Here is a 20434-nt window from a genome sequence, read left to right as displayed (position 1 = left end):
AACAAAGGCTAGTTTCATAATCAAATTGATTCGTATGAATATAGATTACACAGTTACAGCATTGATGTTTCCGGCCATTCCTTTATTGATGAGTGTATATAGCAACAGATTTCATTCTTTGAGCAAGCTTATTAGGCAGCTTCATGATGAACATGTGTATGAAAATCATATTCCTCCTGAGTGGAAAAAACAGTTTATAAATTTAAGTGGAAGAATTGTTCTTTTAAAATGGACTATTATGTTTGCTGCATTTGGTTTTTTATTTAATATGTTGACTGTGTTTGCCCTTTATTTGAATGAAATTTTTGCTGCAAGATTAATCTTTGGATCTTGTTGTTTATCGATGATGATTTCAATCGTTGTTTTTATGAGAGAAATTCAAGTATCAACAAATGCATTAAAATTGCATATGTCTGATATGGATGTTAATTTAGATTAATTAGGAATAATAACTGCAGGACCGGTTAATAGTCTTGCTTCTAATTCTTCATGAGCTTTTTTCGCATCATCAAGTGAGTATTTTTTTGAAATTTCAACTTTAAATTTTTCAGACAAAATTGCATCAAAAACTTTTTTAGCTGATTCAACTAATTCTTCCCTTGTCATTGTATAATGTGCAATAGAAGGACGAGTAAAAAATAATCCTTTTGCATTAATATGTTTTTTAACATCTATCGTATCAACGTAACCTGATGCGTTACCAAAAGCGACCATCATACCTCTAACCTTTAAGGTTTCAATTGATCCATCAAATGTTTTAATACCAACACCATCATAGACAACATCAACTCCATTTTTACCTGCAATTTTTTCCACCTCTTCAACAAAGTTTGTATCAGTATAATTTATTACATGATGACAACCATTTTTTTTAGCAATAGCCTCTTTTTCTTTAGAGCCAACTGTTCCAATGACTTCAGCTCCTAATGCATTAGCCCACTGGCATAATATTTGGCCAACACCACCAGCTGCTGCGTGGTATAATACTTTATCCCCTTTTTTAATTGGATAAGCTCTGTGTAATAAATATTCAGCAGTAATCCCTTTAAGCATAATACAAGATGCTATTTCATCAGAGATACCCTCTGGAACTAAAACTAATTTTTCTTGAGGAAACAATTGTTTTTCTGAATAACTTCCAATTGGCATTGAAGAGTGAGCCACTCTATCTCCAACTTTAAACAGATCAACTTCAGAACCAACTTCTTCTATTATTCCACATGCCTCTAGGCCAATTCCACTTGGTAGAGGAATAGGGTACAAGCCTGTTCGATGATAAACATCAATATAGTTAAGACCAATTGATAGATTTTTTATAAGAACTTCTTTTGGACCTGGTTTACCGATTTCAATATCTTTAACCTCTAATACTTCAGGACCACCAAATTTTTCTATTTTAATAGTTTTCATTATTTTACAAATGTATCATTATGATAATCTTGAACTGCTTGCAAGATCTCTGCTTTAGTATTCATTACAAATGGACCTCCTCTAGCAATAGGCTCACCAATTGGCTTTCCAGATATCAATAAAAACTTGGCTTTAGTTAAGCTAGAGACTTTTAATTTTTCACCTCTAGTTAGAATAATTAAAGTAGAGTTTTTAGCTTGGTCATGGTTTTGATCTCCTACCTTAATTTCACCTTCAACTAAATATATTAATGAATTGTGAGTTGAGGGAAGATCAAAATTAAATTCTTTTCCTTTTTCAAGCTCTACATCAAAATAAACAGGTTCAACATTGTGACCTTTAACAGGTCCTTCTGCATCTTGAAATTTTCCAGCAATCACTTTGACAGTTTTATCATCATCTTTATGAGTGCTCATTTTATCTGCATCAATATAAATATATTCAGGTTTAGTCATTTTCAATTTAGCAGGCATGTTTACCCATAATTGAAATCCATGAAGCTTACCTTCTTTCATTGCAGGCATTTCTGAATGAATGATACCACTTCCAGTTTTCATCCACTGAACATCTCCAGCAGTCATTATTCCTTCGCCACCTGTACTGTCTTTATGTTCAAAGTCGCCAGCAAGCATATACGTTACTGTTTCAATTCCTCTATGAGGGTGAGGAGGAAAGCCTCCAATATAATCATCTTTATTTTCAGAACCAAATTCATCTAACATTAAAAAGGGATCATGGTAATCAATAAGGTGAGTGCCAATACTTCTCTTTAATTTAACACCAGCACCATCTGATGCCGCAACTGGCTCTATTATTTTTTCTACTTCAATACTATTCATTTCTATCCTCTATTTATTGTTTTGCTTATTATTTATAACTCCACCAAATGACACACCAGATAGCTCGCTCATTTCCTTCTTCCAAGTTGTTAAATCATTTATAGAAAGTTTATTAAGATGATCATGTCCGCATGCTCTTGCTAATATCTTCATTAGATCTACAGATGCATTAAAAAATCTAGTTAATCTTGCAGAAGATTCGTCAATATTTAATTTTTTTCTAAGTTCTGGTCTTTGAGTGGCAATACCAGCGGGGCAATTATTTGTATTACACATTCTAGCACCAACGCATCCTATTGCTTGCATGGCTGAGTTAGAGATTGCAATACCATCTGCTCCAAGAGCAAGTGCTTTTACAAAATCTGCAGAAGTTCTTAATCCACCTGTTACAATTAATGATACATGGTCATAACCTTTTTTATCTAAATAATTTCTAGCTCTTGCTAAGGCTGGAATTGTGGGAACAGAAATATTATCTCTAAATATTAAAGGAGCAGCCCCAGTTCCACCACCACGCCCATCAAGAATAATATAATCAGCACTAGCACTTACGGCAAATTCAATGTCATCTTCTATATGTTGAGCAGATAATTTAAATCCTATTGGAATACCACCAGTTAACTCTCTAACTCTGTTTGAGAATTTTAAAAAATCATCAACTGTTGTCAGGTCTTTGAAAGTAGAAGGGGAGATAGCATCTTCACCTTCTGGAATTTGTCTTACCTCAGATATTTTACCTTTAACTTTGTTCCCTGGTAAATGTCCACCTGTTCCAGTTTTTGCAGCTTGACCACCTTTAAAATGAAAAGCTTGAATATTTTTTAACTTATCTTCTGAATAACCAAATTTAGCAGAAGCAAGTTCATAAAAATACTTTGAATTATTTTTTTGCTCTTCTAAAAGCATTCCACCTTCTCCGGAGCAAATTCCTGTACCAGCTCCCTCAGCACCTTTTGCTAGAGCAATTTTTGCCTCCTCTGATAGCGCACCAAAACTCATGTCAGATACAAAAATTGGAATCTTTAACGTTAGAGGTTTATTTGAGTTTTTACCTATAATTATATCTGTCTCAACTTTATCATTATCTAGAAGAGGTTTTTTTGCTAGTTGGGCTGTAAGTATTTGAATATCTTCCCACTTTGGCAAGTCTTTTGAGGGAACACCCATTGCTCCCATTTCTCCATGATGACCAAGTTTTGTTAAGCCATTTTTTGCAAGCTCATGAATGTATGCAAGATGTGGCTCTTCTTCTGTACTCTTTGTCTCATTAGTGCCTGAAACTTCTTCTGATTTATTAATTTGATCAGAGGTAAAATTTTTATGCGTACCGTCACAATAAGGTTTGGTACTACTATGTTTACACATACAAAGATAAGCATCACCAGTTTCTTCAGCTTTAAAATTTATAGGCTCAAATGAAGTACCAGCATGAGACCAATCACAAAATGGTTGGTTTTTAGATTTTCCACAAGTACAAAACATGTATTCTTCATTTTGTACTAGTTCTACTTTTTTAGGTTTGTTATCTGCTATAGTTGGCTTGTCCATTAATACCCTTACTCTAATAAATTAAATCTTAAAATAATATGTAATTTTTATAAGTGTCTTAATTTAAAGCATCAAGACACTTATATATTTAGTTAATTAACGATTATTTAATTTTTTATCTAGGCTAAAATCTTTTGTTTCATTAACAACTAAGAATAAAAAACCTCCTGCAAGAGCAATATTTTTCATAAAAGATATAAACTGCATTTGATCAGAAAGATTATTATGAAAAATAACCGCTGTGGCGATACAAAATATACTTAATAAAGCTGCTGAAACTTTTACTTTATATCCAATCATAATTAATATCGGTGCACCTATCTCAAGTATGATAGCTGGTATTAAAAAAATGCCTGGCACACCTAAAGACTCCATCCAACCAACCGTTCCTTCATAGTTTCCAATTTTATTAATTCCACTTAACAAAAAAATTAGAGAGATAAGTATTCTACCAGTCAGATCTAAGATATTGTTCATATTTTTAGTTCTTTTACTTGCTTTAATCATTACTTACTGTGTGAACCATCGCAAAGAGGCTGGTTGTTAGTTTGTTTACAAGCACAAAAAAATACTTTTTTTGTTTCTTCTGCTTTGTAAGCTAGAGGAGTGAATTCTGAACCTTGATGAGATCCATCGCAAAATGGTTGCTTTGAACTCTTTCCACATGAACACCAGTAGTAAGATTTATCTTTCTCTACATCTACTGCAATTGGTCCGTTACCTGCGTTTTGTCCTTTAGTCATATTGATCCTTTCAATTTATTTGACTTCTATTTAGTGCTTTGGTATTAATAAAGCAATAACGCAAAGTAAACATACTAGTATACAAAAACATACCATGAAAAATTTAATAGATTGTCCAGCTGAAAGAGCCGTTTACTTTCTTGGAGGTAAATGGAAAATTAGAATTTTGTTTAGTTTACTGCAAAGTAAAAAAATTAGATTTGGTGAGCTCAAAAAAGGATTAAAAACCATTACACAACAAATGTTATCCAAGCAGCTTAAGGAACTAGAAGGAGATGGAATAATTAATAGAAAAGTAATTCGAATAATGCCCCCAAAAGTTGAGTATTCACTTACAGAATTTGGGCTTTCGGTTATGCCTATCTTAAGATCCTTTTCAGAGTGGAATAAAAGAAATACTCGAACTATTTCAGTAAAACTAAATAAGAATTTTGAAGAAAATAGAATTAGATAATATCAAGCAATTGTTTTAAGTTTTTAACCTCATCTTTAGGTTTATAATCAAGATTATCAAAAATATTATTATTTCTGTTTACCCAAATAGAACTGTAACCATAATTTCCACCACCAGAAACATCCCAAGTATTAGCACTTAAAAATGCGACTTCTTCTTTTTGTATTTTGTATTTTTTAATTGGCATGTCATAAACTTTTGAGTCTGGTTTATAAATTCCAACTTCTTCAATTGAAAAAATATCATCAAATATATTATCTAAATTATTACTCTTAACTAATTCGTTAAGAAGAGAGGGTGTTCCATTTGAAAGAATACCTAATTTATAATTTTTTTCTTTTAATCTTTTTAAAATTTCAGGTACTTCAGGAAAAGGTGAGAGCACCTTATAAAGATTTAATAATTCATTTTTCATTGATAAATCTATTTCGTAAGCCTTCATAGATTTATCCAAACTATCTTCTGTCACCTGCCAAAAGTCTTTATGTCTATTCATTAGACTTCTAAGCCAAGTGTATTCTAATTGAGTAGTTCGCCAATAATTAGCAAAGCCTTCCCATTTATCACCAATTTTATCTTTACATTTTTCTGCTGCTGAATTGACATCAAATAAAGTGCCATATGCATCAAAAATTATTGCTTTAATATTTTTCATAAATTAACTTAACATTAATGAGTAATATTAGATTATTTTTTAAAGAAAGTTTATCACTTAATTTAACTGCTAAGCTTGATAAATCTCAATCTCACTATGTGAATAAAGTAATGAGAATCAAAGTGGGTGAGGTTTTTTCTTTATTTAATAACAGTGGAGAGTGGGAAGCAAAAATTTTAACTATTTCAAAAAGTATAGTTGAATTTAATATTACAAAACAATTAAGACAAAAAGAAAATGTAAAAGATTTGTGGTTAGCTTTTTCACCCATTAAATCAAATTATTTTAATTTTATGATTCAAAAAGCAACAGAGCTTGGTGTTACAAAATTTTTACCAATAATATTTGATAGAACAATTGTTAGAAAAATAAATAAAGAAAGATTAGAAAAAGTAATCATAGAAGCTGCCGAGCAATCTAATCGTATTAATGTTCCGCTTATTGAAGATCCCCAATCATTAAAAAGTTTTTTAAATCATGAAAAGATGGACTTAATATTCACAGATTTAAATTCTGAAAATAAAAAATTAGATTTTAATAAATTAGCTCATAATCCAACTTGTGTAATTATTGGTCCAGAGGGAGATTTTTCTGAAGAAGAAAGGGGGGAGATTCTTGCCTTTAAAGGGGTTCAGCCAATTAAAATAAACGAAAATATACTTAGATCAGAAACTGCTGTAATTTCAGCCTTATCAATTGTTAATTACCTAATTAATTGATATTTTGTCGCGAAAACTAAAGTGTAATTTTTTAAAAGACACTTTATATAGTGTGTAACAAATGAAAAAATTTTTAATAACAATTATAACTACAATGTTAATAACTAGCGCCTGGGCGGATCAGCCTAAAAACTGGCAGCTAGGCTTTCAAGATTCTGCCTCTCAAAGTATGACTGAGATTGTTAGTTTTCATAACAACATTCTCCTTCCTGTAATTATTGCTATTAGTGTTTTTGTTTTATTTCTTATGATTTATGTTTGTATAAGATTTAGAGCGTCAAAAAATCCTAACCCATCAAAAACTACTCACAATGTTGCTGTAGAGGTTTTGTGGACACTGATTCCATGTTTAATCTTGATAGTGATGGCAGTTCCATCTTTTAAAATTTTGTATAAACAAGATACTATTCCAAAAGCTGACCTAACAATTAAAGCTGTTGGTTACCAGTGGTACTGGGGCTACGAGTATCCTGATGAAAATATTATTTTTGAATCGTATATGATTAAAGAAGCTGAATTAAAAGAAAACCAACCTAGATTATTAACTGTTGATAATGAAGTTATTGTTCCAGTTAATAAAGTGGTTAAAGTTTTAATTACAGCCAACGATGTTTTGCATGCTTGGGCATTACCATCATTTGGAGTTAAGAGAGACGCAGTTCCTGGAAGAATAAACGAAACTTGGTTTAAAGCTGAAAAAGTTGGAACGTACTATGGTCAATGTTCTGAACTTTGTGGAATTGAGCATGCTTTTATGCCTATCACAGTAAAAGTTGTGACAGATGAAGAATATGCAATATGGTTAGCAGAGGCTAAAATGAAATTTGCAAAAGAGCCAATTGCAGTAAATGAATATAAAAAACTAGCGAGTAAATAAAAATGTACACAAAAACAGCATCACACGACGATCATCACACACCAACAGGTTGGAAACGTTGGGCTTACTCAACTAACCACAAAGACATTGGTACAATGTATTTAATTTTTGCAATTGTTGCAGGAATTATTGGTACAGCTTTTTCAGTATTAATGAGAATTGAATTGATGCATCCTGGTGATGGAATTTTAGGTGGCAACTATCACTTATATAATGTGTTGGTTACAGGCCATGGATTAATAATGATTTTCTTTATGGTAATGCCTGCAATGATTGGTGGATTTGGTAATTGGTTTGTTCCAATTATGATCGGTGCACCTGATATGGCTTTTCCAAGAATGAATAATATTTCATTTTGGTTATTACCAGCTTCATTTATTTTACTATTACTTTCAATATTTGTAGATGGCCCTCCAGGTCAGCAAGGTGTTGGTGGAGGATGGACTTTATATCCACCTTTATCGTCAAAAGCTGGACAACCAGGACCTGCTATGGATTTTGCTATTTTAAGCTTACACTTAGCTGGAGCTTCTTCAATTTTAGGAGCAGTTAACTTTATTACAACAATTTTAAATATGAGAACGCCAGGCATGACTTTGCATAAAATGCCTTTATTTGCTTGGTCTGTTTTAGTTACAGCATTTTTATTATTACTATCACTACCTGTTTTAGCTGGTGCTATCACAATGCTTTTAACAGATAGAAATTTTGGAACAGCATTTTTTGATGCTCAAACTGGAGGAGATCCAGTTTTATACCAACACTTATTTTGGTTCTTTGGTCACCCTGAAGTTTATATTTTAATTTTACCTGGCTTTGGAATGATCAGTCATATCGTTTCAACATTTTCTAAGAAACCTGTATTTGGATATTTAGGAATGGCTTATGCGATGGTTTCAATTGGGGTTGTTGGGTTTGTTGTTTGGGCTCACCACATGTATACGGTAGGTTTAAGTACAGATACTAAAGCATATTTTTTAGCTGCAACAATGATTATTGCGGTCCCAACAGGGATTAAAATATTTTCATGGATTGCAACAATGTGGGGTGGATCAATTTCATTTAAAACTCCCATGATGTGGGCATTAGGTTTTATATTTTTATTTACAGTAGGTGGTGTAACAGGTGTTGTTCTTGCAAATGCAGGTGTTGATACTGCAATGCATGATACTTATTATGTAGTTGCTCACTTTCATTATGTATTATCTTTAGGTGCAGTATTTGCAATCTTTGCAGGATTTTATTATTGGTTTGGTAAAATGTCTGGGTATGAGTATTCAGAATGGATGGGACAATTACATTTTTGGTTAACATTCATTGGAGTGAACTTAGTATTTTTCCCTCAACATTTTTTAGGTTTAGCTGGAATGCCAAGAAGATATGCTGATTACCCTGATGCATTTGCTGGATGGAATTATGTTTCGTCAATCGGCTCATACATAGCGGTTGCTGGCTTACTAGTATTTTTTGCTAACTTAATTTATTCTTTTTCTAAGAAAAAAGCTGCAGCTCAGAACCCTTGGGGAGAAGGAGCTACAACTCTAGAATGGACTGTACCATCACCACCAAATTTTCATACTTTTGAGGAATTACCAAAATTTGAAGATCCAGATGGTGCTGAAAAAGTATCTAGTTAATAAAGTTACAGCTTTTTCTATATTAAATATTGATGATTAACTCTAAATTAAAAAATAGAAATTTAAACCAAGTGAATGTGTTTAATTTTTCTGAATTATTCAAGCTAATGAAACCAAGGGTAATGTCTTTGGTAATCTTCACGTGTGCTGTGGGTTTGTTAATGGCGCCTTCTACAGTTTCTACAAAAGATGCAATGATTGCAATTCTTTTAGTATCAATTGGTGCAGGAGCCGCTGGTGCTCTAAATATGTGGTACGAATCTGATCTTGATGCATTAATGACAAGAACTTGCTTGAGACCAATTCCAATGGGAAAGGTTAATAAAAACCAAGCCTTAATTTTTGGAACATCACTTTCATTTTTTTCAGTAATCGCATTAGATTATTTTGCTAATACAATTTCAGCAGTATTACTGCTGTTTACAGTTTTATTTTATGTTTTTGTTTATACAATCTGGTTAAAGAGAAAAACTCCACAAAACATTGTCATTGGAGGTGCTGCAGGAGCATTACCGCCAGTAATTGGATGGACTATAGCAACTAATTCATTATCTCTTGAGCCAATAACCTTTTTTCTGATTATATTTTTTTGGACACCATCGCATTTTTGGGCGTTAAGTCTTTATAAATCAGATGATTATAAAAAGGCAAAAATTCCAATGCTTCCATTAACTAATGGGATAGAGAGCACTAAAATAAATATTTTAGTTTATTCATTATTAATGTTGCCAATGGTTATTTTACCCTACGCAATAGATTTTGTTGGATTAGTATTTTTAGTACCAGCCCTAATGCTTACATTGTATTATAACATTTTATGTTTTGAGCTTTATAAGTTTAAAAAAAATAAATTTAACCCCAAAAAAGCAAAAACAATATTTGGATATTCAATTTTATATTTGTTTTTGATATTCGTTATTTTTTTGATAGATAAGATATTATGATGATACCAGACAAAAAAACTAAGCGAAAAAATATTTTAACAGCAGTAGCAATAATAGGATTTATGATATTTCTGTTTTTTTTTACACTTTATAATACGGGTGTTTTTGATAGATCAATATAGTGAAAAATAAAACCTTAACTCCAATTCTTTTAGCTGGAATATTTTTTTTAATGTTAGGACTCTCATTTGCTGCAGTACCCTTGTATGATTTATTTTGTAGAGTAACTGGGTTTGGTGGAACAACACAAATATCAAGAGAAGCGCCAGATATAATTTTAAACCAAAAAGTTAGCGTTCGTTTTGATACAAATGTAAATAAACTTCCTTGGAATTTTAAAGCAAAAACAAATGTTATGGATGTTAAAATTGGTCAAGTGAACCGAATCGAATTTGAAGTTGAAAACTATGGCAATGAAACGACTTATGGAGTTGCATCTTTCAATGTTTCTCCATCATCATTTGGTAAATATTATAGCAAATTGGGATGTTTTTGTTTTGAAAAACAGGCCTTAAAAGCAGGCGAAAAGGCCACTTATATTATGACTTTTTATTTGGATCCAGAAATGGTAAATGATCCCAATACTAAAAATATTAAAGATGTAACTATGTCCTATACTTTTTTTTCATCAGATTACTATAACCAATCAAAATTATAAAAATGTCCGCAGAAAAAAAACATGACTATCATTTAGTAGACCCAAGTCCATGGCCTATCTACGTTTCATTTTCATGCTTAATTTTAGCAATAGGTTCAGTTTATTATCTACATAGCGAAGTTTCTTGGGGAATGTATTTGGGATTAGCACTACTATTATATGGAACATACATGTGGTTTAGAGATGTTGTTATCGAAGCAGAGCACCAAGGTCATCACACACCAGTAGTACAAATTCACCACAGATATGGAATGACATTGTTCATTGCTTCAGAAGTTATGTTCTTTGTTGCATGGTTTTGGGCTTATTTTGATGCAAGTTTATTTCCATCTTTAGCAATAGGAGGAATATGGCCACCCAAAGATATTGTAACTTTTGATCCATGGGATATCCCACTAATCAATACATTAATTTTATTATTATCAGGAACGACAGTAACATGGTCACACCACGCATTGCTAGAAGGTGATAGAAAAAGCTTTATTCAAGGACTAGTTCTAACAGTGATACTTGGTTTTTCTTTTTCACTACTGCAAGTTTATGAATATCAGCATGCAACTTTTGATTTTGCAGGAAATATATATGGCTCAGTATTTTATATGGCAACAGGCTTTCATGGTTTTCACGTTATCATTGGTACTATATTTTTAGCGGTATGTTTAATGAGAGCAAGAAAAGGTCACTTTACTGAAGAGCATCACTTTGGATTTGAAGCAGCTGCTTGGTATTGGCACTTTGTAGATGTTGTGTGGCTATTTTTATTTGCTGCCATTTATATTTGGGGAAGTTAATTTTTAGCTCTTGAGATATAAATTTTTATTTTCTATTTTTGTATTTTTCTTCATTTCTGTCTTTCTAGCATTAGGGAGTTGGCAAATTATTAGACTTAATTGGAAATTAGAATTAATTAATCAAATAGAGACATCTCTGAAAGACATACCTGTCAATTTATCAAACAGTAAACATAAAAATTATCTTAGAGTTAAAACTAGAGGATCAATTGATTTTGAAAAACAAATTTATCTTTATAACTTAAATGAAAAAGGGAAACCGGGCTTTGAAGTTATTAACCCATTAAAAGTTGGCAATAATAACTATTTATTAAATAGAGGCTGGATACCATTTAATAAAAAAGAAGATGAAACTATAAACGTAATAGATGAAAACTATATTAATGGAGTTTTGAGAAAACAAATCAAACCCAATATATTTAAGCCTGAAAACGATCTATCTGAAAATTACTGGTTTACATTAGATAGAGATGATATTTTTAAATTCACAGGTAAAAATTTTTCTCCTTATGTAATTTATCTTTCTGGAAATAATGAATTTCCTAAACCAAAATCAATTACAGCAAATATTTCAAATAATCATAAAAAATATGCATTAACTTGGTTTTCGTTAGCGATTTCAATTCTTTTAATATATTTATATTTGAGAAAAAAAAATTATTAGATGAAATATATAAGCACTAGAGATAATTCAAAAGAGTACAGTTTTGAGGAAGTATTTATCAAAGGACTAGCAGATGATGGCGGTCTATTTATCCCAAAAAAGATTAAAAAATACACCACTGAAGAATTAAACTCTTTAAGTAATTTAAGCTATCAAGACTTAGCAAAAAAAATAATTTTCCCATTTATTGGTGATTTCATGACAGAAGCAGAGCTGTCATTAATTGTAGACAAGTCATATTCTTCATTTCGAAAAGATAACGTTGTAGATTTGATAAAAATTGGTGATGCTAAGATTTTAGAATTATTTCATGGTCCAACACTTGCTTTTAAGGATATAGCAATGCAGTTACTTGGTAATTTTTATGAATATTATCTAAGTAAAAATAGTAAACAAATTAATATTATAGTTGCAACATCAGGAGATACTGGTGCTGCTGCTATAGATGCAATTAAGGGTAAAGAGAATATAAATATATTTGTTCTACACCCACACAATAAAGTTTCACAGGTTCAGAGAAAAATAATGTCTACAGTTAAAGAAAAAAATGTATTTAATATTGCTATAAATGGTAATTTTGATGATTGTCAAAATTTAGTTAAGGCAATGTTTGCAGATAAAGAATTCTCTAATTCAATAAACATGTCTGGTGTAAATTCAATAAATTGGGCAAGAATTATTGCACAAGCTGTTTATTATTTTTATACATATTTTCAAATACGGGATGACAGGCTTGTTAATTTTTCAGTTCCAACTGGTAATTTTGGGGATGTTTATGCTGGTTATCTTTCTAAAAAAATGGGTCTACCAATAAATAAACTTATAGTAGCGACAAATCAAAATGATATTTTGCATAGAGCAATCACAAATGGAAAATATGAAGCTGAAACAGTGCTTGAAACAAATTCGCCAAGTATGGACATTCAAATTGCAAGTAATTTTGAAAGATTAATTTATGATTTAAATGATTTTAATGATGTTGAAACTGGCAATGTTATGAAAAAAATTAAAGAAGAGGGAAAATATATTATTCCAAAAGATAAATTACAAAAAATTAGTAATGATTTTCTTTCAGAAAATATGAGTGAAACTGAAGTTTTGAATATTATTAAAGATGTTCATAATAGATATAATGTTATATTAGACCCTCACAGTGCAATAGGCTTTGGTGCATTAAAAAAAATTAACCTAGAAGGTAACAATATTGTTTTAGCAACAGCACATCCCTGTAAGTTTCCAGAGGCAATTGATAAATCAATTGGTATCAAGCCAAGTCTTCCAAATGAATTACAATATATAATGAATGAAAAAGAAAATTATGATATAATTTCAAATAATATAAATGAAACTCAAAAATATATTAAGGAAAAATTACAATGAAATTAAAAGAGAACGATAACATACCAAATTCAGAATTTTTTATTATGGAAGATGGTAATCCTACTAAAAAAAATACGCATGAATTTTATAAGGATAAAAAAATTGTTCTTTTTGGTTTACCAGGAGCATATACATCCGTTTGTTCAGCTAAACACTTGCCTGGATACGTAAATAACTATGAAAAATATAAAGAAAAAGGCATAGATCACATCGTCTGTATTTCTGTAAATGATCCGTTTGTAATGGACTCTTGGGGAAAAAGCCAAAATGTAGAAAATAAAATTATAATGATGGCAGATCCTTTCTTAGAATTTACAAAAGCAATAGGTGCAGATGTAGATAAAAGTGCCAGAGGATTGGGAATTAGATCTAATAGATACACAATGTTAATTGATAATCTTAAAGTTATTAAATTACAAGAAGAGGAAGACGCTGGTGCTTGTGAAATTTCAGCAGCACAAAATTTTCTATCTTTAGTTTAATTCGGCAGCTTTTTTTGCGAGTAAATCTACTTCTTCATTTAGGGCATTACCTGCATGTGCTTTAACCCAAATCCATTTTATTTCAAATTGATTTGTTAGCTCGTATAGTTGTATCCAAAGTTCTTTATTCTTAACAGGTTCTTTCTTTGAAGTTTGCCAATTATTTTTTATCCATTTATGCACCCATTCAGTAATTCCTAATCTTACATATTGTGAGTCTGTATAGATTTCAATTTGATCATTTTGTTTAATTTGTTTTAGAGCCATAATAGGAGCCATCAACTCCATTTTATTATTAGTAGTGTCTTTTACGCTCCCACTAATTTCTTTGACTTCACCATTTTGGTTTATAATTGCAGCCCAACCACCATTACCGGGGTTATTTAAACATGATCCATCTGTATAAATTTTAATCATTACTTATAATAATCTTTATAGTGACCAAGATTATTGTGAATAATTAATTTTTGTAGATATTCCATAGGGTCTTTTATTTTAATCAAAGCAGTTTTTGGAGTGTTAAAATAATCATATATCCTTGTTAAAAGATATCGTAACGCAGCGCCTCTACACATTACATTTAGTGCATCTTTTTCTTTTTTAGATAAAGTTCTTATACTTTCATATCCATTAATTAAGTTTTTAATCTTACTACTATTCATTACAAACTTATTTTTTTTTATCGAAACATAAAGCATTAATGCAGATTGCAATTTCATATATCAAATAGTCATTAGATGAAAAATAAAAATCAATAAAACCTGAAAATTTATTTTTATTAAAAAAAATATTATCTATAAAAAGATCCCCATGAATAATTCCTTGAGGTAGATTCTTGGGCCATTTATTTTTGATATCTTTTAGACACAGGTTGAGCGTGTTTTTAAGATTAGGTGTAATTTGATTAGATTTAAATTTTATAGTTTTCAACAAATCATTAAGTCTATGTATCGACATAGAATTTTGCCTATATAATTTTAATTTTGCAGTAACTTTATGAAATTTTGCAATATTTTTTCCCACATCAAAACAGTTTTTATTGTTAAGGATTGTTTTATCCTTGCCTTCTAAAAAAGTTACAATACACACTGATTTTGTTTTAATATTGGTTATATGTGTTCCTTTTTTAGTTCTTAAAGGTTTAGGACAAATAATTTTTTTATGATTTAACTTCTCCATTAAATTCATAAAAAAAGGTAGATCCTTTTTTTTAACCCGCTTTTCAAAAATTGTTAAAATAAATTTATTCTGTTTTGTTTTTAATAAATAATTTGTATTTTCAATTCCTTTTTTTATACCTTGGAATTTTTCTATTTTATTAATTTGATAATTGTTAATTAATGATGAAATATCTTTTTTAATTAACTTCGTGTATACAGCCATTTAATTCAATTTTCCTGGAACTTTAAATACAATATTTTCTTTTATGATCTCAACTATTTCGATTTTTACTTTAAATTTACTTTTAATTTCGTTAATAAAGTTTTCAACTAAAATCTCTGGTGCAGAGGCTCCAGAGGAAATACCAATAACTTTGCAATTTTCTAATTTTTCAAATGGAATTTCACTATCGGAGTGTATCAATTCAGAATGAGGACACCCTGATTGTTCAGCTACCTCAACTAGGCGCACAGAATTTGAAGAATTTCTGCTTCCTAAAACAAAAAACATGTCACATTTTTTAGCTATATTTTTTACAGCAGATTGACGATTAGTAGTTGCGTAACAAATATCCTCTTTAAATGGTTCTTTAATTTTAGGAAATTTTTTTTTTAAAGCTTTAATCATATTTTTTGTGTCATCAACTGAGAGTGTTGTCTGGGTAACATAAGCAATTTTTTTATTATCATCTAGTTCATAAGTCTCAACATCATGTTCATCCTGAATTAAATCAATTGAGCCTTCAGGCAATTGCCCCATAGTTCCTATAACTTCGGGATGATTAATATGTCCTATAAGGACAATATGGTATCCAGCTTTATAAAGATTTTCTGCTTCTCTATGTACTTTGGATACAAGTGGACAAGTAGCATCTATATATTCCATTTTATAGCCATTTGCTTGTTGTGGTACTGACTTTGGAACACCATGAGCAGAAAATATTACAGGCCTATTTTTATCTTTAATCTCATCAAGTTCTTCTACAAATATTGCACCAATTGCCTTAAGACTATCCACAACATATTTGTTATGAACTATTTCATGACGCACATAAACTGGAGCTCCATATTTTGTAATACTTTTTTTGACAATTTCTATAGCTCGCTCAACACCAGCACAAAAGCCACGTGGTGCTGATAATAATATTTTAATTTCTTTATTTTTCATTTTTTTCTAGAAAGTATTCAAGCAATATATGTGGAAAGGTTAAGGACGCCAAACCAATAAATATAACTTTATATATTGCCTCGTTTACTAGATAGTGATTTGAAAGATAATATAAGCTTAACAAATAGAAAATAGCAGTCAAAATCGTCAAGGGCGCAGCTTTTTTAATAAAAATTAATAGCCCATTTTTAAAATTATATTTATCTAATTCAGTAATTAATGAGAGAGAGTGCCTAAAAGAATGCAAAAAGCAAAAATATAATGTGAAGGCTACCAAAGGTGCAAAGAAGTAATTTAAAATTAAAATTGAAGTGAAGTCAAAAAATATTAATAAGTTAACTAGTTTGAAACCTTTTAAAAAAAAATAAATATTTGTGAGTAAGGAGATTAAAAAAATAAAAGAAATTATATAATTATTTTCTATAAAATTTAAAAATAAATAAAAACTTTCATTTTGTATTAATAATAATTTAAAAATATTGATTGTCTCAACAAAATGAAACATTAAGGGTGTAATAATAATTAATATCCCTTTTAGAAAATAAAGAATTATATTTATGTTAGATTTTTTAGTTATTAGAAATTCTGTATCTTCTTTACCAAAATGATAGGCAGCAAAAACTAAAAAAATAATCAGTGATAAAGTTGGTGCAAGTAACCAAATAGTAATTGTAGTAGCAGCAATTATTAAATAAATTAAGTAAAAATAATAAATATTATTAATATTATATAATTTTATCAGTCTTTTACCTTTTTGATTGTCCAATGCACCATGTGAGATTCCAATTGATAGGATTAGTAATAGACAAATAATTGGAGATATAGACAGACTTTTAAATTGATCAAAAATAAGAGCAAGTGAAGCAGAAAAAAATAAAAAAATAATAGAGTGAAAGAAATTAATTTTTTTAATTTGATTATTTATCATTTTTAAAAAATATTTTGATAAAAAGCCATTTAGGCATTTTGAGTATTATAAATAAATCTTGTAATAAACTACTTTTATTAGACAAAAATTTAATAATTGTCTCAGGCGAATTGCTAAACATATCAAAAAATATATTTGCCATTTTTTCAGGATGGTAATTAAGAACTTTTAAAAATATTTCGTCCAAAAATTTATATTTTTTATTAATTTCATATCTTTTACTCTCTTTGATAGTGTGAATATTTTTTCTTATGTATTTGCTCTGCTCTTGTATATTTAAAAAGGTATAACCAGTACTCAATCGAGTCATTCCTCCAGCAGTACCTATATTCATTTTATTTCTTTCATTAGAAACTGTGGGATGAAATAATGGGATTGCACCTACTTCGCTATAGTTAACCTTATAATCTCTGATATTAAGATGATTTCTTATATAATTTTTTAATTGTTCATCATAATCTTTTAAAGAATCATTTTTTATCTTAGATAACCAAGTAGTTTCAATTAAAGCTTTATTTTTTGTATAAGGTAATGTGTAAAAAAAATGAACACTATCACGTTGATCACAATCAAAATCCATCAAATTAAAAATTTCATCATCAAATACATTTTTTTTAGTTTCGATCTCAATACCTTTAAAATGTTGCCAGAGCTTATCCTCTTTAGAATCCAGTAGGGGAACGCTATTAAAGATAAAAGCACTATTTAGGTCTATTTCATTAGTATTTTTGTAAAAGCTAATATTTTTATTTTTTTTTAATCGTGTATTTATTTTTTCATAAAATAAACCACTATCTATAGCTTCATAAGGTAATCCGTTGCACTCTAAAAATTTTATTTTTCCAGGTATATTTATTGAAAAATTATTCCAACTTTTCTGAACACAATCTTGAAAGTTATGATCTATGGTCTTCCAATAAGACCAAGTCTTATCTCTTTTGTATTCTAATCGTGGCTCTATGATTGCTAAAGTTGCATCTTTTAGTTTGTTATGAAGGTCTAGCTCATACGCAAGTGACAATCCTGCACATCCACCTCCAATTATGATATAATCAAATTCTTTCATTTAAATCTATTTCTTCATTGATTAAAAGATGCTCTTTATTTCTAAGGTGGTTTTTTTCATTTATAAATATGAGTTTTATCAAGTCTAATATAGATAGAAATGTTTGGTACAACTTACCTAAATTAGCTACATAGATTTTTCCGCTTCTATTGTAATTGTATATATTTTCTTTTTGTAAAATTTTAGCACCAATTTTTCTATAAATTCTTCTAGCAACAAGTATTGCAAACCTAAACCTAAAAGGAATTTCTTTTATAGAGGCAAAGGAGCTTTCGTAGAACAAATCAGCCATACTTAATGTATTCTTTATAGTCTCGAAGTCATGATTAATATAAAATCTATTATTATTCATATCCTCAATTACATCTCTTGAAATATTTGTTAATTGCATTGCAATACCAAGATCTATTGCTGATTTCATGGAGTTTTTATTTTGTACACCTAAAATTTTTGCCATCATTAAGCCTACAGTACCAGCAACCCTATAAGAGTATATTAACAATTCTTTTTTTTTGTTAAATTTAACTACTTCATTTAAATCAGACTCAATACCGTCAAATAAATCTTCAACAATCTTGATTGAAATTTTATTTTCCTCCATAAGGATCCACATATTTTTTATTATCAAATTATCAAAGTTTTTATTTATAAAATCATTCTTAAAAATTAATAAATTTTTCTTTTTAATATTTAGTTCATTTTTATCATCAGCAATATTATCTATTGTTCGACAAAAATCATAAAGAGATGAGCATTTTTCATAAATATTTTTTGGTAAAAAAAAACCTGCCCAGTTAAACGACTTGGCATAAATAGATAAATAATTATTTTTTGACATTATAATATTTTATCTAAAACCTTTGCTGAAGAGAGTACACCTGGAACCCCTGCACCGGGGTGCGTTCCTGCTCCAACAAAGTATAATCCATCATAAATTTCTGATTTATTATGAAATCTAAAATATGCAGATTGAGTAAATTTTGGCTGAATCGAAAAACCTGATCCAAATTTGGTATTCAATTCATTTTCAAAATAATCTGGCGTTAAGTAGAAATCTTCAATAATGTTTTCTCTAAGATTCGGTAGTAATGCTTTTTCCATTTTATCTATTACTAAATTCTTCATTTTTTCACCTTCAATTTTCCAATCAATTTTGGATTGATTGTTTGGGACGGGTACAAGAACATAAAAGCAATCATTTCCTTCAGGCGCCATTGATTTGTCTGTAGCTGATGGTCTATGAAGGTAATAGCTTATGTCATCATTTAATTTTTTATTATCAAAAATATCACACAGGTGTTCTTTATATTTATCACCAAATTTGATTGTGTGATGCTCAACATCTGGGTATGTTTTTTTTGTTCCAAAATAGTAAACAAATAGACCCATAGAATACTGCATTCGATTTTGTTTCCATCTAAATAGAGGGCTTGTTTTATTTAGACTTAGAAGTTTTTCATATACAGCAGGAGGATCAGCATTACATATTACATTATTTGAAAGTATTTCTTTTTGATTGTCTAATTTTACTCCACTAATTTTCCCATTATCAGAAATTATCTCAGTAACCTCATGTCCTTTGATCACTTCAATTTCTTGTTCAATCATTAATTTTTCTAAGCCACTGATTATGTTCCCAGTTCCACCCATTGAGTAATGTATGCCCCATTTTTTTTCGAGATATAGAATTAATCCGTATATTGATGTTGTAGTAAAGGGGTTTCCGCCAACTAATAGAGGATGCATACTTAGCATACGTCTTAATTTTTCATTTTTTATATATGAAGAAACTAATGAATAAACTGATTTATAGCTTTTAAGTTTTAGTAAAGAAGGCAATTGTTTCATCATCACAAGAGGTTTATCAAATGGAACATCAGCTAGTTCTGTGAAGCCTTTATCAAATATTTTTTTTGTAAATTTTACAAGTTGTTCATATCCTTTGACATCATCTTTGTTTATTTCTTCAATTTGTTTTTTCATTTGATCTTCATCACCAGAGTAATCAAATACACCTCCATCTTCATAAATAAATCTATACCAAATTTTTAAGGGAGTGAGTTTTATGTAATCTTGAGACTTCTTATTAAATAAAGTGAAAAGCTCTTCAATTAGATATGGCGCAGTAATTACTGTTGGACCAGCGTCAAAAGTAAAACCATTTTTTTTAAACACTCTAGCTCTTCCACCCAAGTCAGGGTGTTTTTCTATTAAAGTTACTTTATGATTTTTGGCTCTTAATCTTAATGCTGCAGCTATACCACCAAATCCAGAACCAATGACAATAGATTTCATTGGGTTAATTTATAGT

Annotated in this window: 23 protein-coding genes and 1 pseudogene; 11 read left to right on the top strand and 13 right to left on the bottom strand. The window is 29.8% G+C overall.

What is annotated here, in order from left to right; all coding sequences use genetic code 11:
* Positions 1 to 34: 34 nt before the first annotated feature.
* On the top strand, positions 35 to 439 hold the full coding sequence (locus AC5SL0_RS05680; protein ID WP_011281502.1) for a DUF2721 domain-containing protein: 405 nt from the start codon (positions 35 to 37) through the stop codon (positions 437 to 439).
* On the opposite strand, the gene AC5SL0_RS05675 is transcribed toward AC5SL0_RS05680, so the two are convergent.
* The 5 genes from AC5SL0_RS05675 to AC5SL0_RS05655 form a co-directional block, all read right to left on the bottom strand.
* Positions 436 to 1410 (bottom strand): quinone oxidoreductase family protein, encoded by a 975-nt coding sequence (locus AC5SL0_RS05675; protein ID WP_018413559.1) that lies wholly within the window; start codon positions 1408 to 1410, stop codon positions 436 to 438. The two genes, AC5SL0_RS05680 and AC5SL0_RS05675, sit on opposite strands and share 4 nt — an antisense overlap.
* Positions 1410 to 2249 carry a pirin family protein gene (locus AC5SL0_RS05670; protein ID WP_494618064.1) on the bottom strand — a complete coding sequence of 280 codons (840 nt, stop codon included), beginning with the start codon at positions 2247 to 2249 and terminating at the stop codon, positions 1410 to 1412. Before AC5SL0_RS05670 ends, AC5SL0_RS05675 begins: the two co-directional genes overlap by 1 nt.
* 9 nt (positions 2250 to 2258) lie before the next feature.
* Positions 2259 to 3797: a glutamate synthase-related protein gene (locus AC5SL0_RS05665; protein WP_494573947.1), complete on the bottom strand. Its 1539-nt coding sequence runs from the start codon at positions 3795 to 3797 to the stop codon at positions 2259 to 2261.
* 96 nt (positions 3798 to 3893) lie between these two features.
* Positions 3894 to 4304 carry a DoxX family protein gene (locus AC5SL0_RS05660; protein WP_018413556.1) on the bottom strand — a complete coding sequence of 137 codons (411 nt, stop codon included), beginning with the start codon at positions 4302 to 4304 and terminating at the stop codon, positions 3894 to 3896.
* The gene (locus AC5SL0_RS05655; RefSeq protein WP_006997769.1) at positions 4304 to 4540 is read right to left on the bottom strand and encodes a CDGSH iron-sulfur domain-containing protein; all 237 of its coding nucleotides are present in this window, start codon (positions 4538 to 4540) and stop codon (positions 4304 to 4306) included. The genes AC5SL0_RS05660 and AC5SL0_RS05655 overlap by 1 nt, the downstream gene beginning before the upstream one ends.
* 94 nt (positions 4541 to 4634) lie before the next feature.
* On the opposite strand from AC5SL0_RS05655, the gene AC5SL0_RS05650 reads away from it, so the two are divergent.
* Positions 4635 to 4994, top strand: a complete 360-nt coding sequence (locus AC5SL0_RS05650) for a winged helix-turn-helix transcriptional regulator (RefSeq protein ID WP_006997770.1) — start codon at positions 4635 to 4637, stop codon at positions 4992 to 4994.
* On the opposite strand, the gene AC5SL0_RS05645 is transcribed toward AC5SL0_RS05650, so the two are convergent.
* Positions 4987 to 5649 (bottom strand): haloacid dehalogenase type II, encoded by a 663-nt coding sequence (locus AC5SL0_RS05645; protein WP_006997771.1) that lies wholly within the window; start codon positions 5647 to 5649, stop codon positions 4987 to 4989. The two genes, AC5SL0_RS05650 and AC5SL0_RS05645, sit on opposite strands and share 8 nt — an antisense overlap.
* 17 nt (positions 5650 to 5666) lie before the next feature.
* On the opposite strand from AC5SL0_RS05645, the gene AC5SL0_RS05640 reads away from it, so the two are divergent.
* The 9 genes from AC5SL0_RS05640 (at position 5667) to AC5SL0_RS05600 (ending at position 13801) form a co-directional block, all read left to right on the top strand.
* Positions 5667 to 6368: an RsmE family RNA methyltransferase gene (locus AC5SL0_RS05640; protein WP_011281498.1), complete on the top strand. Its 702-nt coding sequence runs from the start codon at positions 5667 to 5669 to the stop codon at positions 6366 to 6368.
* 61 nt (positions 6369 to 6429) lie between these two features.
* A complete protein-coding gene (gene coxB, locus AC5SL0_RS05635) occupies positions 6430 to 7245 on the top strand; it encodes a cytochrome c oxidase subunit II (protein WP_271623272.1) in 816 nt (271 codons plus the stop codon).
* 2 nt (positions 7246 to 7247) lie between these two features.
* A complete protein-coding gene (gene ctaD, locus AC5SL0_RS05630; RefSeq protein ID WP_011281496.1) occupies positions 7248 to 8882 on the top strand; it encodes a cytochrome c oxidase subunit I in 1635 nt (544 codons plus the stop codon).
* Positions 8883 to 8914: 32 nt separating this feature from the next.
* Complete coding sequence (cyoE, locus tag AC5SL0_RS05625; protein WP_494618063.1) at positions 8915 to 9826, top strand: heme o synthase; 912 nt, start codon at positions 8915 to 8917, stop codon at positions 9824 to 9826.
* A 121-nt stretch (positions 9827 to 9947) separates the two neighbouring features.
* Positions 9948 to 10484 carry a cytochrome c oxidase assembly protein gene (locus AC5SL0_RS05620; protein ID WP_011281494.1) on the top strand — a complete coding sequence of 179 codons (537 nt, stop codon included), beginning with the start codon at positions 9948 to 9950 and terminating at the stop codon, positions 10482 to 10484.
* Between the two features lie 2 nt (positions 10485 to 10486).
* Positions 10487 to 11275 carry a cytochrome c oxidase subunit 3 gene (locus AC5SL0_RS05615; RefSeq protein WP_006997778.1) on the top strand — a complete coding sequence of 263 codons (789 nt, stop codon included), beginning with the start codon at positions 10487 to 10489 and terminating at the stop codon, positions 11273 to 11275.
* Positions 11276 to 11285: 10 nt separating this feature from the next.
* A complete protein-coding gene (locus AC5SL0_RS05610; protein WP_011281492.1) occupies positions 11286 to 11939 on the top strand; it encodes an SURF1 family protein in 654 nt (217 codons plus the stop codon).
* A complete protein-coding gene (thrC, locus tag AC5SL0_RS05605) occupies positions 11940 to 13319 on the top strand; it encodes a threonine synthase (protein ID WP_494618061.1) in 1380 nt (459 codons plus the stop codon).
* On the top strand, positions 13316 to 13801 hold the full coding sequence (locus tag AC5SL0_RS05600) for a peroxiredoxin (RefSeq protein ID WP_006997781.1): 486 nt from the start codon (positions 13316 to 13318) through the stop codon (positions 13799 to 13801). Before thrC ends, AC5SL0_RS05600 begins: the two co-directional genes overlap by 4 nt.
* Here AC5SL0_RS05600 and rnhA read toward each other — a convergent pair.
* The 7 genes and pseudogenes from rnhA to crtI form a co-directional block, all read right to left on the bottom strand.
* The gene (rnhA, locus tag AC5SL0_RS05595; RefSeq protein WP_011281491.1) at positions 13793 to 14218 is read right to left on the bottom strand and encodes a ribonuclease HI; all 426 of its coding nucleotides are present in this window, start codon (positions 14216 to 14218) and stop codon (positions 13793 to 13795) included. The genes AC5SL0_RS05600 and rnhA overlap by 9 nt on opposite strands.
* Positions 14218 to 15184, bottom strand: a pseudogene (locus tag AC5SL0_RS05590) (homoserine kinase). Before AC5SL0_RS05590 ends, rnhA begins: the two are co-directional and overlap by 1 nt.
* The gene (ispH, locus tag AC5SL0_RS05585) at positions 15185 to 16129 is read right to left on the bottom strand and encodes a 4-hydroxy-3-methylbut-2-enyl diphosphate reductase (RefSeq protein ID WP_494618060.1); all 945 of its coding nucleotides are present in this window, start codon (positions 16127 to 16129) and stop codon (positions 15185 to 15187) included.
* The gene (locus AC5SL0_RS05580) at positions 16119 to 17057 is read right to left on the bottom strand and encodes a Brp/Blh family beta-carotene 15,15'-dioxygenase (RefSeq protein ID WP_494618058.1); all 939 of its coding nucleotides are present in this window, start codon (positions 17055 to 17057) and stop codon (positions 16119 to 16121) included. The genes ispH and AC5SL0_RS05580 overlap by 11 nt, the downstream gene beginning before the upstream one ends.
* Positions 17047 to 18123 (bottom strand): lycopene cyclase family protein, encoded by a 1077-nt coding sequence (locus AC5SL0_RS05575; protein WP_271580177.1) that lies wholly within the window; start codon positions 18121 to 18123, stop codon positions 17047 to 17049. The genes AC5SL0_RS05580 and AC5SL0_RS05575 overlap by 11 nt, the downstream gene beginning before the upstream one ends.
* Complete coding sequence (locus AC5SL0_RS05570; RefSeq protein ID WP_494574860.1) at positions 18110 to 18961, bottom strand: phytoene/squalene synthase family protein; 852 nt, start codon at positions 18959 to 18961, stop codon at positions 18110 to 18112. Before AC5SL0_RS05570 ends, AC5SL0_RS05575 begins: the two co-directional genes overlap by 14 nt.
* The gene (gene crtI / locus AC5SL0_RS05565; protein ID WP_494618056.1) at positions 18961 to 20418 is read right to left on the bottom strand and encodes a phytoene desaturase family protein; all 1458 of its coding nucleotides are present in this window, start codon (positions 20416 to 20418) and stop codon (positions 18961 to 18963) included. The genes AC5SL0_RS05570 and crtI overlap by 1 nt, the downstream gene beginning before the upstream one ends.
* Positions 20419 to 20434: the final 16 nt, after the last annotated feature.

The sequence above is a fragment of the Candidatus Pelagibacter sp. PS_16 genome (genome assembly GCF_059417965.1).
This window is presented reverse-complemented; position numbering and strand designations above follow the sequence as displayed.